This window comes from Neobacillus sp. S1227, from assembly GCF_055385255.1.
Genome location: NZ_AP038276.1, coordinates 4,009,787 through 4,024,359, shown reverse-complemented (window position 1 = coordinate 4,024,359; position 14,573 = coordinate 4,009,787). Strand labels below are relative to the sequence as shown.

The window sequence follows — 14,573 nt, the reverse complement described above, 5'->3', positions numbered from 1 at the left end:
AATAGCGAACATCCAGGAGGAATTTTTTTAATGGCAGTATTGCAAGGAATTATTGATACGTATGCTCAATTTTTTAATTGGGAAATGTGGGCAGAGGTCTTAACAGATCCGGTAGCTTGGGGACTTATCGGTACATTAGTGATTCTAGAAGGTTTGCTTTCGGCAGATAATGCCCTCGTATTAGCCGTGATGGTAAAGCATCTTCCGCCGGAAAAGCGCAAAAAAGCACTTTTCTACGGTCTGCTTGGAGCATACGCATTCCGATTCATTGCGATTGGAATTGGTGTGTACCTAATCAAATTTTGGTGGGTAAAAGTGATTGGTGCAGGTTATCTTGCCTGGCTTTCGATTAAATACTTTATGGATAAAAGAAGGGCTGCTGAAGCGGAGGATGAAGAGTCAGAAGGTATGGATCAAAGCGGCCTGTTTATTCGACTTTTTGGAACCTTCTGGGGAACGGTTGTTGCTGTTGAGTTAATGGACATTGCGTTCTCTGTTGACAGCGTTCTTGCTGCTTTTGGTGTCAGCAGCGAGGTATGGGTCCTATTATTAGGAGGAATTCTCGGGGTATTAATGATGCGGGGCGTTGCCGGTGTGTTCTTATCGCTAATTGACCGGATTCCTGAGCTTGAAACCACCGCGTATATTTTAATTCTATTAATTTCTATTAAAATGTTTTTATCAGTCTTCCATATCGATGTAGGACATGTAACGTTCTTTATCATCTTGCTGGTTACGTTTGCCGCTACATTTGTAGTTCATTTTATGAATAAAAAGAAGGAAAATAGCACAGAAAATCATTAATAAAAAATTTCGCATGAAAGAAAGGGAGCTGACGTGAGTTGTCTCCCTTATTTTTTACGATAAAGAGGAGTAAAAAAATGCGTTTTTTTACATATTTTTACGAAGATGAATTAATCAGGTATTTCTATAAAAGGCCTGAGGAATTTAATAAATATTCGGGACGTGAGCTTTTGTCCTATGGGCTGGGGGCAACACTATACATGCCGGCCGACCGCCAAAATTTTCATCAGGAAATCCTGTCAAAAAAGCTTTCTGGGTTGACATCTGTGGTTATTGACCTCGAAGATGCAGTAGGTGACAGCAGAGTTTTTGGTGCGGAGAGTCTGCTGATTGATGAACTGCAAAAACTATTCTGGGCACTGAACGATGGGTTTATAAGCATCGAGGAGCTGCCTTTGATGTTTGTGCGAGTTCGAAATCTAAAACAGCTGCAAAGGGTTAAAGAGCGGCTTGAAGATGCTGTACATCTATTAACAGGTGTTGTTCTTCCGAAATTTTCTTCGGAGAATGGGGAAGAGCTGTTACATGAGGTCCTGAAAATCCATACCAAGGAACATCCTTTTTATGCGATGCCGATTCTCGAAACGAGCCGGGTTATCCATAAGGAAACAAGAATGGAAGAGTTGGTAAGGATTAAACAAATAGTTGATCGATACAAGGAAATTGTTTTAAATATCCGTATCGGCGCAACTGATTTCTGTGGTCTTTACGGAATTCGCCGCAGTCCGGATACAACGGTTTACGATATTGCCATTTTAAGAGATTGTATATCAGATATCATTAATATTTTCGGGCGTATTGACGGTCCATATGTTGTTTCCGGTCCAGTTTGGGAGTATTTTTCCGCTAAAAACAGAATGCTAAAACCGCAGCTAAGGCAAACACCATTCCGTGAGCGTTATGGGGATGAGGGGCTTCATTGGAGAAGGCGGCTAATCGAAGAAAATCTCGATGGACTGATTAGAGAAACCCTAATGGACATTGCCAACGGAATATCCGGAAAAACGGTGATTCATCCGTCACACATAAAAATTGTCCAATCTCTAAATGTTGTCCCTTATGAGGAGTATGTTGATGCATCAAATATAATCAAAGCGGCCACAGGGGAAATAGGTGTCATGAAAAGCGATTTTTCCAATAAAATGAATGAAATAAAGCCCCATCTCTACTGGGCTGAAAAAATAATGTTAAAATCACGGCTTTACGGGGTGTTACATGAAGAATTCACAAATATTGACCTTATCAAAAAAGAGGTATACATTTCCCATTCTTAATGCGATTGAAGTTACTATTACCATTACGGAAAATCCCTATGAGCTGGCGCCGCAAGAGCTCTTTTTAATGGCTGCACGAATAAATAAGAAGAGGTCGTTTTTGTTTGTCAGCAAGGTACTTGGCAAGCATATTCCCGTTAATCCAAAAAGAAGTCTGCTAACAGCAGCTCTGTTAGGCACCCGGTTCATGGAGGTCGTAAAAGGAATAAACTGCGTGGAAAAGGGGCAAATGCTAAGAGCTTTTATTCAGAATGAGGATTATATTCCCGCTCCATTTATCTCTGAAGCTATCAATCCAGTAATAATTGGTTTTGCCGAAACTGCGACCGCCCTTGGACACTCTTTCTTTGATTGCTTTAAAGAAGCGGATTTCTTTCATACCACTAGGGAGGATATCGATGGTCTGAATCCGGACATTACTTTTGAAGAAGAGCATTCCCATGCCACCTCGCATCGATGCTATGTTCCTCTTGAAATGATGGAAAATAACCGTGAAATTATCTTGGTCGATGATGAAATAACAACAGGGAAAACAGCACTTAATATTATTCGCTCCATACATGCCCGCTTTCCAAGAAAACTGTATACAGTTGTATCCATCCTGGATTGGCGCTCGGCAGAAAACCGTCGGGATTTTGCCCGCCTAGAAATGGAACTTGGGATTACCATTCATGTGATAAGTCTGGTAACTGGAGATGTTTCGGTAAGGCAATTCAAGGAGATTACACAAGGGACGGACGCTGGGATGGATTCAAAGTATGAAGAGATGGCTGTTAAAAAATTAACATTATCTGCTCATTTTTACAAAACTCCTTATCTTGCAAAAAATGCATCCTATATTAAGGAAACGGGCCGATTTGGACTTGCTGCTGAGGAGAATCGTTCTCTCCAAGAAAAGGCAGAAGAAGCAGCAGGAATTTTAAAGGAATTAAGAACGGGAGAGAAAACCCTTTGCCTAGGAACAGGAGAATTCATGTATGTGCCGATGCGAATTTCTGCTTTCATGGGGAGCGGTGTTTCCTATCAGTCAACAACACGAAGCCCGGTACATATTGAAAATCAGGATGGTTACGGAGCAAAATTCGGAGTGGCTTTTCCTAACCCGGAGGATCACGATATTCCTCATTTTGTCTATAATATCCCTCCAGGCTATTACGATGAATTATTTGTTTTTTTTGAAAGAGAAATAGACTCTGAAAGTCTTCTTCCATTTCTAAAGGAATTGCAAAAGACGCAAATTCCTTCGGTAAAGCTTGTTTTTTTCTCTGATGCTGGGGGTGATGGTGATGTTTCAAGCAAAAAATAAACCTGCCGAAATTGGTACTTACAGTCCGGTTGATTGTTTATTTCTGTTAAAGGATTTAAGCAAGATTAAGCTTGAGGACTCAACTGAAAACAGGGAGTTGAAAATTCAATCAGGGGGCCATTACAGTGAATCCCTGCCGATTGAATACCAGCCTCCCAAAGACTATGTAGAGTTGTTTTGGAATACATTGCACGAATATAAAGAAAAAGTAGCCTTATGCATCGGTGTTGCTGCTGAGCAAATTTTTTCATTAAAAGGAGAACATACGGTGCTTGTTTCATTGGCAAGGGCGGGAACACCTGTCGGTATATTAATAAAAAGATATATCCAGAAACGCTATAATGTGTCCCTGCCACATTACAGCATTTCTATCATTCGCGATCGGGGCATTGATGAAAATGCGATTGCCTATATTTTGAGTGAACATCCTGAAGGAAGAATTCAATTTGTCGACGGCTGGACAGGAAAGGGAGCTATTTCGTTGGAGTTGACACAAGCATGCCGTCAATATAAAGAAAAATATGGAATCCAGCTTGATGATACACTTGCCGTTCTTGCTGATCCAGGCTATTGCACAAGGGTTTTTGGAACGAGAGAAGATTTTCTTATCCCCAGCGCTTGTTTAAATTCAACCGTATCGGGGCTGGTAAGTCGGACGGTGCTAAATAACACCTATATCGGAAAAAATGATTTTCATGGTGCTAAATTTTACAAGGAGTTGATGAATGCTGACGTCTCCAACACCTTTATTGACATTATTGACGGCGAGTTTTCCGCAATTTCGGAACAAGCAAGCTGTACTGCAGTGCAACGGTTCAATGAGAATATTACGGCTGAATTTCTCGGGATGCAGGCTGTCCAAAAAATCCAAGCCGAATTCGGGATTGAAAGTACCCATCATATTAAACCCGGCGTAGGAGAAACTACCAGGGTCCTTTTAAGGAGAATTCCTTGGAAAATATTAATGCGTGACAAAACAAGCCCGTTTGTCAAGCATATTCTGATGCTCGCTGAAGAAAAGGGAGTCGAGGTCATCGAGTATCCGGATATTCATTATCTTTGCTGCGGTATTATTAAATCTGTTAAGGGGAACCAGCCATGATATTTGCATCTGACCTGGACCGGACGATTGTCTACTCCACAAGGGCAGTTGAAGAACTAGGCGGTCCAAATACAATAGAATTAAAGCCAGTTGAACGAAGGGACGGGATGTGGATGGCCTACATGACGGACCCTTCATATCAGGCACTTACTGAACTTTCGCATTCAAGCCTTTTTGTCCCCGTGACAACTAGGACAACAGAACAATTTAAGCGATTTGTTATTTTTAATGAAAGCATTCACCTTCCCTATGCAATTACGACAAATGGTGCTGTTATCATGTATCAGGGTAAGCCTCTTCCAGAATGGTCTGACCATATTTCCAAGGCGATAGATGAAGAGTCTGCTGTGCCAGAGGAATTACGTGCTGTTATAGGAAGAGAAGGGATTGAGATAAAAGGGCGGTTAAAGCAGGTGGGAAATCTATTTTTCTACTATATTCTAGATTGTTTCCCAACGAACGAGGAAATAGCCATGCTAAGGACATTGGCCGCCCAGTTCGGTTGGAGAATTTCTCTTCAGGGGAGAAAGCTTTATTGTTTACCCAGTGCGATTAGAAAAGGTGCGGCCCTGGAATTTATTTGCCACCGAGAACAGAAGAAAGCGGTTGCAGGGGCGGGCGACTCTATCCTTGATTTGGATTTCCTTGAAATCTGCCAGCACCGGCTTGTTCCAGGGCATGGCGAACTGGCGAAAATGTCCGAAACCGAGGGCCTTACCTTCACAAATCAAACAGGGGTTCAAGCCGGTGAGGAAATTTTGCAGATATTTTTAAAATTACTTAAAGGTTAGTTTTCCCCATCCGAAAACCTGCTGATTATGAAATAAATACTGGAGAATAATCCGTAGGATCCAGCCAAGAACAAAATGGAGATGACAAAGGATTGGAACACTGGTCCTAGGAGGAGCGTAAAAATTAAACTGAATACAAATAAATCAAGATATATAAAAAGGTCTGAGGCCATTACCTCCATTACGGTTTCCAGTTCCTCCTGCAGCATGTTTATATGCGGCCGTTTAAATAAAGATCTCATCAAGTCACCTACTTTAGTGTGAGTACTCAAATATATGTAGGGACAAGGATAAAGGTGAAAAGACAAGAATTGTGTCCAAATCTGAAACATTTATTGACTTCATTCGTATAAACAAATGAACCATTTTGCTAACTGTGTTATGATGATAATGATAAGGGAATCTTACATAATTTGCTAACGAAGAATAAAAGTTTTTGCTTCAAAGGAAGGGACTAAGATGCATCCACCTTTAAATCATTTAAATCCCCGGCCTTTAGCCCTTTCATATGAAAATTGGCTTGGCATGCTCCAAAGGAAGCTGCCCGAGCGGCCCAATTTTTCAATCGAGAATGGGACCATTAAAATCGGCCAAGTTGTCGGGATTTTCCTTGGAATACCATTTGACACAGATGAATATTATAATCAGCTTTTCGACTACGTCCAGTCGCCAGATTTAAATTTACACTTATTAAGTGACGATTCTCTTGATAAGTCCATAAACAATGCCCACTTCCAATCCATCCAAAAGGTGATTAACATTAATCAGGAACAAAAGCTGTCAATTAACCGTTTCACCGCTTTTTTGGAGGGGGAACAGCTGTTATTAAAATCGAAAGACCCGGTCATCCATCGGAAATTGCGCGAAGCAATGATTTCTACCCTTGAATTATTTGCCTCCCTTGAAAGGGAAGGAATCAAAAATCCGGACCTGAGGCGAGTTCTCGTTGATATCGTAAAATGGACCATCAATCATCTCCGGCCGGGACTCGAAACAACAGACCCGCAACGGGAAATGCCGCGATTTTTATGGTATGGCGATTTCAAAAAGAGTCATCAGTACTTCCTATTTTATTTAATCCAGCTTGGCTGTGACATTATCTTTTTCCATCCGGAAGGCAAGAATGGTTTGGAGGGGTTGCTTAAGGAGCCCGTGTTTACTCATCAATTTGAGCAAAACCTTCCGGCCGAGCCCTTTCCTACTGAAAAGCGGACCCGTAAAGCAACCGTTGCTTACCGGGCCTCCAAAGAAATTGAAAACATTCTTAACCAGGAAGGTTCAGGTCTTTACAAGCCTTGGCAGTTAAGAGACTATACACCTTCTTCAATCACGCTTCGGACTACTTATGATGAACTGTTTATTCTCAGTAAAGAAGCGGCGATGATTCGCCCTGATTTTGAAGTCAAGGATGGAAAAGTTCAGATTCCGTCACTATTCGCAAAAATACAAGGTGTCAGCAAAAACAGAAAAGAATATTGGGACCGCCTTCATTCGTTATGTCAATTGGATAATACGCTGCTTCTCCGCAGGCTCCCTATGACCATCCCTAGCTCCAGTGATTTTCGGTTCCACTATCGTAATGCGCTGGGCAATGATAGTCTGGTTGTACCGGAAAAAATGATGCAGGCCCATTACTGGCCATATTCCTTTTTGCCAACTGGGCTGCAAAAAGGAATCGCGGCAGCGGTTAGAAGTTTGTGCGATAAGCCGGATTTGAAGCCTTTGGCAATGGAAGGTATTGAGGAAGTGAAAATATTTCTCTTCACCCAGGCGATGTTTATGCCAAAGAATATCATTCAGCTAATCGAGAAATTTGACTACTCGCAGGAGGTCCCGAAGTTAATCATTTTTAATAATGAAACAACAGGAATGCTGTCGAGATCGGATGTGGCCCTGCTGCTGCTATTGAATCAATTTGGCATTGATATCATCCTTTACAATCCAACTGGACATAATGACATTGAAAATTACCTTGATTCGATAAATTTCGATATCCACTGGCTTGATGATATGGTTTTTGACTTTGAGTATAAAGAACCGTCTTTATTTAAAAAAGGTCTTTTTCATGGCATTTTAAAAAATTTAAGGGGAGATTAAAGCATGAATTTAACACCAAATCCATCCAGTGATTTAACCCCTCAGCCTGCCGAGGACATGCTGACGGAAAAAAAAGTCTCAGACATTAAGCTTGCCCTTCGCAAGGAACCAGAAATCCAAAACCTTGCTCGTTCGATTGATGAGCGTGACCAAATTCAGGTCCTTGAATTCGGAAAAGAACCTGCTGAGCAAATTTCCAGGTTTTCCGACCAAATCTTAAGCAACATGCGGACAACTAAAGTGGAGGATTCCGGCGAACTGTTAAAACAGCTTGGACGCATTATGGATAAATTTGATCCTAAGGATTTTCAAAAGTCCTCAGGAGGCTTGTTCTCTAAGCTTTTTAAAAAGGGCGAAAAAATGGTCGAAAAGCTGTTTGGCAAATATCAGACGATGGGTTCGGAAATTGATAAGGTGTATGTGGAAATATCCAAGTACCGTTCTGAAATGGTTGATTCCACCAACATGCTTGAATCCATGTACGAACAAAACTACCAATTTTATTTAACGCTTGAGAAATATGTGGTTGCTGGCGAATTAAAGGTTGAGGATTTAAAAAATAATCAGCTGCCGCAGCTCGAAGCCCGTGCTGCTTCTGGTGATCAGCTTGCTTCCATGCAGCTGGACTCATTAAGGAATGCTATCGAATTATTGGAGCAGCGGATTTACGATTTGGAAATGGCGAAAATGGTTGCCCTGCAAACGGCGCCGCAAATCCGTATGCTACAGCGTGGGAACACGAAATTAATAGGAAAAATTAATTCTGCTTTTGTAACCACGATTCCGATTTTTAAAAATGGTTTAATTCAAGCTGTGGCAGCCAAAAGGCAAAAGCTAGTTGCTGATTCGATGAGCGAGCTTGACCGGCGCACCAATGAGATGCTGCTCAGAAATGCCCAGAATATTTCCCAGCAAAGTGCCGATATAGCAAGGCTTGCCGGCGGCCCGAGTATTAAGATCGAAACGATTGAAGAATCCTGGAATATTATTCTCAAAGGCCTGCAGGAAACAAAAGCCATTGAAGAGGAAAATAAACGTCTGCGCCAGGAAGGCACAAGGCGTTTGGAACAGCTGCAGGATAATTTTAAGAAAATTAAACAGCAATACTAAAATTTTGATGAGGTGATAGACATGGCAATTAATTTACAAAAAGGACAAAGAGTAGATTTAACAAAAGGCAACCCTGGTTTGACTAGAATCTTGGTGGGCTTGGGCTGGGACCCGGTTCAAAGCAGCGGCGGAGGAGGCGGCTTCTTCGGTTCTTTGTTTGGGGGCGGTAGTGCTCCGAATGTTGATTGTGACGCTTCCGTTATTATGCTAGGTGCGAATGACCGCCTGCAAAATAACAAAGATGTTATTTATTTTGGAAATTTAAAGAGCGCTGACGGGTCTGTCCAACACTCCGGCGACAATTTGACCGGCGATGGAGACGGTGATGACGAGCAAGTCATGATTGATTTAAGCAGAGTGCCGTCTAATATTGAGAAGCTTGTTTTCGTGGTAAATATTTATGATTGTGTTAAGCGAAAGCAGCATTTCGGCATGATCCGCAATGCCTTTATCAGAGTGGTGAATCCGGGCAATCAACAAGAATTAATTCATTATAATTTGACAGATGATTATAGCGGCAGAACCTGCCTCGTTACCGGTGAAATTTATCGCCACGGAAATGAGTGGAAGTTTGCCGCAATCGGAAATGGCACAAATGCTGCTTCCTTGAGTGAAGTCGTTCGTTCTTATAGCTAATTTTGTGGGGTGATACAAATGGGAATTAACTTAGCAAAAGGTCAAAGAATTGATTTGACAAAAACCAATCCTGGCTTAACCAAAGTGATTGTGGGCCTTGGCTGGGATACGAACCGCTATCATGGCGGCAACGATTTTGACCTCGATGCATCTGCATTTTTAACGGATGCAAACAGCCGGGTTACCAATGATTTGGATTTTGTCTTCTATAATAATTTAACGGATCCTTCGGGAGCGGTAGAGCATACTGGCGACAACCGAACTGGTGAAGGAGATGGCGATGATGAGCAAATTAAGATTGATTTCAGCAAGGTACCTGCCCACGTCCATCGGATTGCTATTACTGTAACGATTCATGATGCTGAAATGCGGAACCAAAATTTTGGTCAAGTCAGCAACGCCTTTGCCCGTGTTGTCGATGAAGAAACAGACCGTGAAATCCTACGGTTTGACCTTGGCGAAGACTTTTCGGTTGAGACTGCAGTCGTCATTTGTGAACTGTACCGTCAAAATGGCGATTGGAAATTCAATGCCGTAGGCAGCGGCTTTGCAGGAGGACTTGCTGCACTTTGCCGAAATTTTGGTTTGGAGGTATAGTTTTAAAAGCAGCCGTCGGGAAATATCCTGACGGCTATTTTTGCTAATAACCAGTATAAATCTAACTACGCCTCTGTTTTCATCGATCCGACTCATCAATTGACGAGTTTTCATCTATCCTTCATAAAATGTCCAAATATTTAACCTATTTCCATGCTATAATCCTAGTAAAATACTTGCTAGATGAGGGATGAATATGCATAAATGGGTTATATTTTTTTTTATTGTCACCTTGTCCCTAGTTTCCGTAACAACATCAAAAGCCTCGATTAATGGAATGCGGATCACTGATTTCTCGAAAAATTCGCAACTCTATAAATCTATTAAAATACATCCAAATAATGTAAACCAAATTGTTATTTTACCGCCGAAACCATTTGATGAAAAAGAGGCTGCTAAAATAATTAACAGGGTGGGCACATTACCTAAATCTTTAAAAAATAAAATATATCAAAATGGCATTACCTTAAAACTTTTTACAGGAAAGCTTACCGATAACCCAACAGCAAGACAGCTGAAAGGGAAGATTCCAAGAGGCTATCCGGCAAATACCACTTGGGATGATGTCCCTGGCACCGGCGGAGGGAAGGTTGTATTAGTCAAAATAGGTGCCAGCAATAAAGGCAAGGGGCATGGCTCCATCAACCTAGAACTGCACGAAATGGCGCACTCCATCGACCATATTATTCTAAATAATGTAAGCCAAACGAAGGAATTTAAAACACTTATGGATAACGAGCATGAGAAATTGTTCCGGGGCAATAGCTATTTTGAATATCCGGAAGAATATTTTGCTGAAGTCTTTGCGATGTATTTTTTAAATTCTGAATCTAAAGAACATTTAAAATTGAAAGCGCCAGACACATTTAATTTTATTAAAAACCTTTTTTAAGTGCCTGCTTATTGGTAAAATGAAAAAATATGAACAGCGATTAAGGGAGTGTAAAATTTTGATACAATATCTAGACCTATGCAAGCATGTGCTTGAGCATGGAACAGTCAAGGGTGACCGCACAGGCACCGGAACCATCAGCACATTCGGCTATCAAATGAGATTTAATTTAGAGGACGGCTTTCCTCTTATGACAACCAAAAAACTTCATTTAAAATCCATTATTTATGAACTCTTATGGTTTTTAAATGGTGATACAAACATTAAATACCTTCAGGATAACGGAGTTAGAATCTGGAATGAATGGGCCGATGAAAATGGTGAGCTGGGTCCAGTTTACGGTCATCAATGGCGCTCCTGGACAGGCGCCGACGGCCAAACGGTTGACCAAATAAGTGAGTTAATCGAGCAAATTAAAACGAATCCCAATTCCAGAAGATTGCTTGTCAATGCGTGGAACGTGGCTGAAATTGATAAAATGGCGTTGCCTCCATGCCATTGTATGTTCCAATTTTATGTGGCGGATGGAAAATTATCCTGCCAGCTTTATCAGCGCTCAGCCGATGTGTTTCTTGGAGTGCCTTTTAATATTGCCTCCTATGCCCTGCTGACAATGATGATTGCTCAGGTATGCGGCTTAAAGCCAGGTGAGTTTGTCCATACCTTTGGGGATGTTCATATCTACCAAAACCATCTGGAGCAAGTACAACTGCAGTTGGAAAGAGACCCGAGACCATTGCCGCAATTAAAAATCAATCCTGAAGTTAAGGACATCTTTTCCTTCAAATTTGAGGACTTTACGTTAGAAAACTATGACCCGCATCCGCATATCAAAGGAGTCGTCAGCGTATGATTTCATTTATCGTCGCAATGGATAAAACCCGGGTCATTGGTAAAAACAATCAGCTGCCATGGCACCTGCCGGAGGATTTAAAGTTCTTTAAGCGAGTAACCATGGGGCATCCGATTGCCATGGGGCGTAAGACACATGAATCAATCGGCCGAGTCCTTCCGGGAAGGGAGAACATCATTATAACCAGGCAGAAAGAATATCAACCTGAGGAATGTACAGTCTTTACCTCCGTTGATGAATTCGTTGGCTACAGCAGGGAGCTAAATGATGAAATTTTTGTCATCGGTGGGGCAGAAATTTTTAAAGAGACGTTTCCTTTTGCCGATCGTCTTTACATTACCTTTATTAATGAGGAATTTGCAGGTGACACTTTTTTTCCGGAATTCAACGAGAATGACTGGGTACTTGTTTCCTACGAAAAAGGTATAAAGGACGAAAAAAACCCCTACGATTATGAATTTAGAATTTATGAACGAAGAGATTAAGTAATCTATATAACCATTCGATTGCATTGTAAAACAAAAAAGCATCAGCTGCGGCTGATGCTTTTAATATCCGTTTAATTCATACTCTGATAGTTTTGCTAACATTCCTCGGAATTCGTGTGGATGGCAGAATTCTTCCTCATGGAAATGTGCCTTAATCCAAGTAATTAATTCTTTCGGACTGTTAAAATATTCACCGCTCCGATCACTTTTCCGAATGGTATACCTTCCATTGTCATCGTCAATTGTTACCTCGACTGGCAAGGCCCCGTCAAAACTAAAAAGAGAAAATTCCAACCCACTCACATCCTTTTTTTAAATCAATTTTTCAAAAGTATATGTTTTAATGTACCAATTATATGCAAGTTTCTAATAATTGTCAAAATATTTTAAAAATTCCATTTAAAAAAAGAACGTTGACTTCAATTGATGTTATTGTTAAATTTTTTATAGAGTTGATATATTAAATGCAAAATCACAGTCATGTTATTTTTATTGGATATTGTGAATTTAATATGAATTATTGCAAATAATTATCCCAAAATGATTAATCAATACTATAATCATGTTAAGAAGTTACTTATTTTCAAAGGGGCTGTAAATTATGTTTTCTAATATTGGTGTACCGGGTTTGATCCTTATATTAACACTTGCGCTTATTATTTTTGGACCGAAAAAACTACCGGAAATTGGCCGTGCCTTTGGACAAACATTAAAAGAATTTAAAAAGTCTACACGAGAACTTACCGACGATGTGATGGAAGACATTAAGGAAGAAAAGGAAAAATTGAGCAAATAGGGGTGTAAGATTTTGTGTCTTGCACCTTTTTCTTCTCAGTTTTTAAACTGTTTTAACGAGAGAAAACTGGTAAATTAAGAACTACCATTGAAATTGGCAGGGGAAACTCATGGAAGATAAAGAACTACAGTTAGTTGATCATTTAGAAGAATTACGAAAACGGATAATTATCTCAGCGCTGGCTTTTGTAGTCTTTTTTATAGCTGGCTTTATTTATGTTGATGATATTTATAAATGGTTTGTTGGCAGTACAAAGCTTTTGGTGCTTGGTCCAAGTGATATAATGTGGATTTATTTCATGCTTGCTGGAGTTGTTGCAATTGCTGGGACGATTCCAGTGCTGGCGCTGCAAATATGGCTGTTTGTCAAACCCGCCTTGAAACCGATTGAAAGAAAAATTACGCTATCATATGTTCCGGCTTTGTTCATTTTATTTATTGCCGGTCTGGCGTTCGGCTATTTTGCCATTTTTCCTATGGTACTTAACTTTTTGGTGAACATTGGCCAAGATATGTTTGTGACCAATTTTACTGCTGACCGCTATTTCAGCTTTATCTTGAATATGACACTGCCATTTGGAGTCCTGTTCGAACTTCCGGTGGTGGTCATGTTTTTAACCTCGCTTGGAATTATTAATCCGTTTGTGCTGGCAAAGATCCGTAAATATGCTTATTTTGTATTAATTATCATTGCGGTTGTTATTACACCACCCGATTTTATGTCTGATTTCGTCGTGACATTGCCACTATTGCTTCTTTATGAGGTCAGCATTAATCTATCTAAATTTGTGTATCGAAAAAAGATAAGGAAAGAACAAGAAGAATTGGTAGAAATTAATTAAACCTAATAAAAATAGAATGGTCCATAGACCATTCTATTTTAATTTTATAATTTCAGCAGCTTTTTCTTCCACTGAATAGCCGAGCCTCCGCAGATGCTTGCGGATGCCGATTCGCTCCCATGTATTTAAAAGTGGATTGGTGAGTGAGCTTTTTGGATAAAATATCCCAATTTTTGATATTTCTTCAAAGCTCAGTCCCTGCTGGATATATTCTTCGATAATCTCATCTCTTCGATTGATCACCGCAAGAAATTTATCCATGGCTTCTGTAAATTCTGCTTTCGTAAAAATCCCTTTTTGATGGCCTGTAATGTAAGTATCGGCGTCGAGAGCCAAAAGCCGTTTGCCTGAATTGATGAAATCTTCGATATTACCATCAGTCCCGTTATACCATGGACCAAAGGTGGTCATATCATAATCAACAGCAAACACAACGCCGAGCTCTGGAAAGTAAGGACAAGCTAGGCCGCTTGTATGTCCAGGAGTATGCAAAAACACTACTTTTACATCATCAAATACATATTCTGTCTCGTATTCATATGTTCCTGAAAATCCCCCAAGATTTTGAACCAATTCCTGTGGAAGAGTTTTTTTCCATGCTTCCACACCTTTATAACCCCACTCTTGATAGACTCCATTGGCATGGGCAATTCCTTCCACAGTCCTGGATGTTTCAAATTCAATCTTATTTATAAGTTTTGTCGCATCTCGGAATAGGTGATTATGTCGGGTATGGTCTGGATGGTAATGGGTATTGATGATGAGATCAATGCCTTTTTCGTGGTCCAGATTAAGAAGAGCTTTTGCCTCTGCTCCACTGTCAATTAGCACCTTTTCTTCGCAGTCGATATACAAGCTCCGTGAGAAAGGGACTTTGCTGCTATTTGGACCTTCCACGATGATAATAGGGCCAATTCGATTCAATAAGTTCACTCTCCTTTTATATTATTTGAAAATTCATAATTTTCACCTATGAATGAATACTC

17 protein-coding genes are annotated in these 14,573 nt (G+C 40.5%); 14 read left to right on the top strand and 3 right to left on the bottom strand.

Features of this window, described 5'->3' with window-relative positions; genetic code table 11:
* Positions 1–30 precede the first annotated feature (30 nt).
* The 5 genes from ACZ5AE_RS20125 to ACZ5AE_RS20105 all read left to right on the top strand — a co-directional run bounded on the left by ACZ5AE_RS20125 (position 31) and on the right by ACZ5AE_RS20105 (position 5,277).
* Positions 31–804: a TerC family protein gene (locus tag ACZ5AE_RS20125; RefSeq protein WP_464566354.1), complete on the top strand. Its 774-nt coding sequence runs from the start codon at positions 31–33 to the stop codon at positions 802–804.
* Positions 805–881: 77 nt separating this feature from the next.
* Positions 882–2,078 carry an HpcH/HpaI aldolase/citrate lyase family protein gene (locus ACZ5AE_RS20120; RefSeq protein ID WP_464566353.1) on the top strand — a complete coding sequence of 399 codons (1,197 nt, stop codon included), beginning with the start codon at positions 882–884 and terminating at the stop codon, positions 2,076–2,078.
* A complete protein-coding gene (locus ACZ5AE_RS20115) occupies positions 2,020–3,384 on the top strand; it encodes a phosphoribosyltransferase family protein (RefSeq protein ID WP_464566352.1) in 1,365 nt (454 codons plus the stop codon). Before ACZ5AE_RS20120 ends, ACZ5AE_RS20115 begins: the two co-directional genes overlap by 59 nt.
* The gene (locus ACZ5AE_RS20110) at positions 3,365–4,486 is read left to right on the top strand and encodes a cysteine protease StiP family protein (RefSeq protein WP_464566351.1); all 1,122 of its coding nucleotides are present in this window, start codon (positions 3,365–3,367) and stop codon (positions 4,484–4,486) included. The genes ACZ5AE_RS20115 and ACZ5AE_RS20110 overlap by 20 nt, the downstream gene beginning before the upstream one ends.
* A complete protein-coding gene (locus ACZ5AE_RS20105; protein ID WP_464566350.1) occupies positions 4,483–5,277 on the top strand; it encodes an HAD family hydrolase in 795 nt (264 codons plus the stop codon). Before ACZ5AE_RS20110 ends, ACZ5AE_RS20105 begins: the two co-directional genes overlap by 4 nt.
* Here the strand turns inward: ACZ5AE_RS20105 and ACZ5AE_RS20100 are convergent.
* Positions 5,274–5,519 (bottom strand): hypothetical protein, encoded by a 246-nt coding sequence (locus ACZ5AE_RS20100; RefSeq protein ID WP_464566349.1) that lies wholly within the window; start codon positions 5,517–5,519, stop codon positions 5,274–5,276. The genes ACZ5AE_RS20105 and ACZ5AE_RS20100 overlap by 4 nt on opposite strands.
* A gap of 217 nt (positions 5,520–5,736) precedes the next feature.
* Here ACZ5AE_RS20100 and ACZ5AE_RS20095 point away from each other — a divergent pair, with 217 nt between their 5' ends.
* From ACZ5AE_RS20095 to ACZ5AE_RS20065, 7 genes are all read left to right on the top strand, one after another.
* Positions 5,737–7,374, top strand: coding sequence for a YceG family protein (locus ACZ5AE_RS20095; RefSeq protein WP_464566348.1), 1,638 nt, complete (start codon positions 5,737–5,739; stop codon positions 7,372–7,374).
* Positions 7,375–7,377: 3 nt separating this feature from the next.
* Positions 7,378–8,484, top strand: coding sequence for a toxic anion resistance protein (locus ACZ5AE_RS20090; RefSeq protein WP_464566347.1), 1,107 nt, complete (start codon positions 7,378–7,380; stop codon positions 8,482–8,484).
* 21 nt (positions 8,485–8,505) lie between these two features.
* Positions 8,506–9,120: a TerD family protein gene (locus ACZ5AE_RS20085; RefSeq protein WP_464566346.1), complete on the top strand. Its 615-nt coding sequence runs from the start codon at positions 8,506–8,508 to the stop codon at positions 9,118–9,120.
* An 18-nt stretch (positions 9,121–9,138) separates the two neighbouring features.
* Positions 9,139–9,717: a TerD family protein gene (locus tag ACZ5AE_RS20080; protein WP_464566345.1), complete on the top strand. Its 579-nt coding sequence runs from the start codon at positions 9,139–9,141 to the stop codon at positions 9,715–9,717.
* A gap of 196 nt (positions 9,718–9,913) precedes the next feature.
* Positions 9,914–10,609, top strand: a complete 696-nt coding sequence (locus ACZ5AE_RS20075) for an anthrax toxin lethal factor-related metalloendopeptidase (protein ID WP_464566344.1) — start codon at positions 9,914–9,916, stop codon at positions 10,607–10,609.
* A 58-nt stretch (positions 10,610–10,667) separates the two neighbouring features.
* On the top strand, positions 10,668–11,462 hold the full coding sequence (locus tag ACZ5AE_RS20070) for a thymidylate synthase (RefSeq protein ID WP_464566343.1): 795 nt from the start codon (positions 10,668–10,670) through the stop codon (positions 11,460–11,462).
* On the top strand, positions 11,459–11,947 hold the full coding sequence (locus tag ACZ5AE_RS20065) for a dihydrofolate reductase (protein ID WP_464566342.1): 489 nt from the start codon (positions 11,459–11,461) through the stop codon (positions 11,945–11,947). The genes ACZ5AE_RS20070 and ACZ5AE_RS20065 overlap by 4 nt, the downstream gene beginning before the upstream one ends.
* Before the next feature lie 63 nt (positions 11,948–12,010).
* Here the strand turns inward: ACZ5AE_RS20065 and ACZ5AE_RS20060 are convergent, their stop codons facing one another.
* Positions 12,011–12,253, bottom strand: coding sequence for a hypothetical protein (locus ACZ5AE_RS20060; RefSeq protein WP_464566341.1), 243 nt, complete (start codon positions 12,251–12,253; stop codon positions 12,011–12,013).
* 298 nt (positions 12,254–12,551) lie between these two features.
* On the opposite strand from ACZ5AE_RS20060, the gene ACZ5AE_RS20055 reads away from it, so the two are divergent.
* Both ACZ5AE_RS20055 and tatC read left to right on the top strand, forming a co-directional pair.
* On the top strand, positions 12,552–12,746 hold the full coding sequence (locus tag ACZ5AE_RS20055) for a twin-arginine translocase TatA/TatE family subunit (protein ID WP_213145112.1): 195 nt from the start codon (positions 12,552–12,554) through the stop codon (positions 12,744–12,746).
* Positions 12,747–12,855: 109 nt separating this feature from the next.
* Positions 12,856–13,587, top strand: coding sequence for a twin-arginine translocase subunit TatC (gene tatC / locus ACZ5AE_RS20050; RefSeq protein ID WP_464566340.1), 732 nt, complete (start codon positions 12,856–12,858; stop codon positions 13,585–13,587).
* Between the two features lie 33 nt (positions 13,588–13,620).
* On the opposite strand, the gene ACZ5AE_RS20045 is transcribed toward tatC, so the two are convergent.
* A complete protein-coding gene (locus ACZ5AE_RS20045; protein ID WP_464566339.1) occupies positions 13,621–14,520 on the bottom strand; it encodes an MBL fold metallo-hydrolase in 900 nt (299 codons plus the stop codon).
* Positions 14,521–14,573 lie beyond the last annotated feature (53 nt).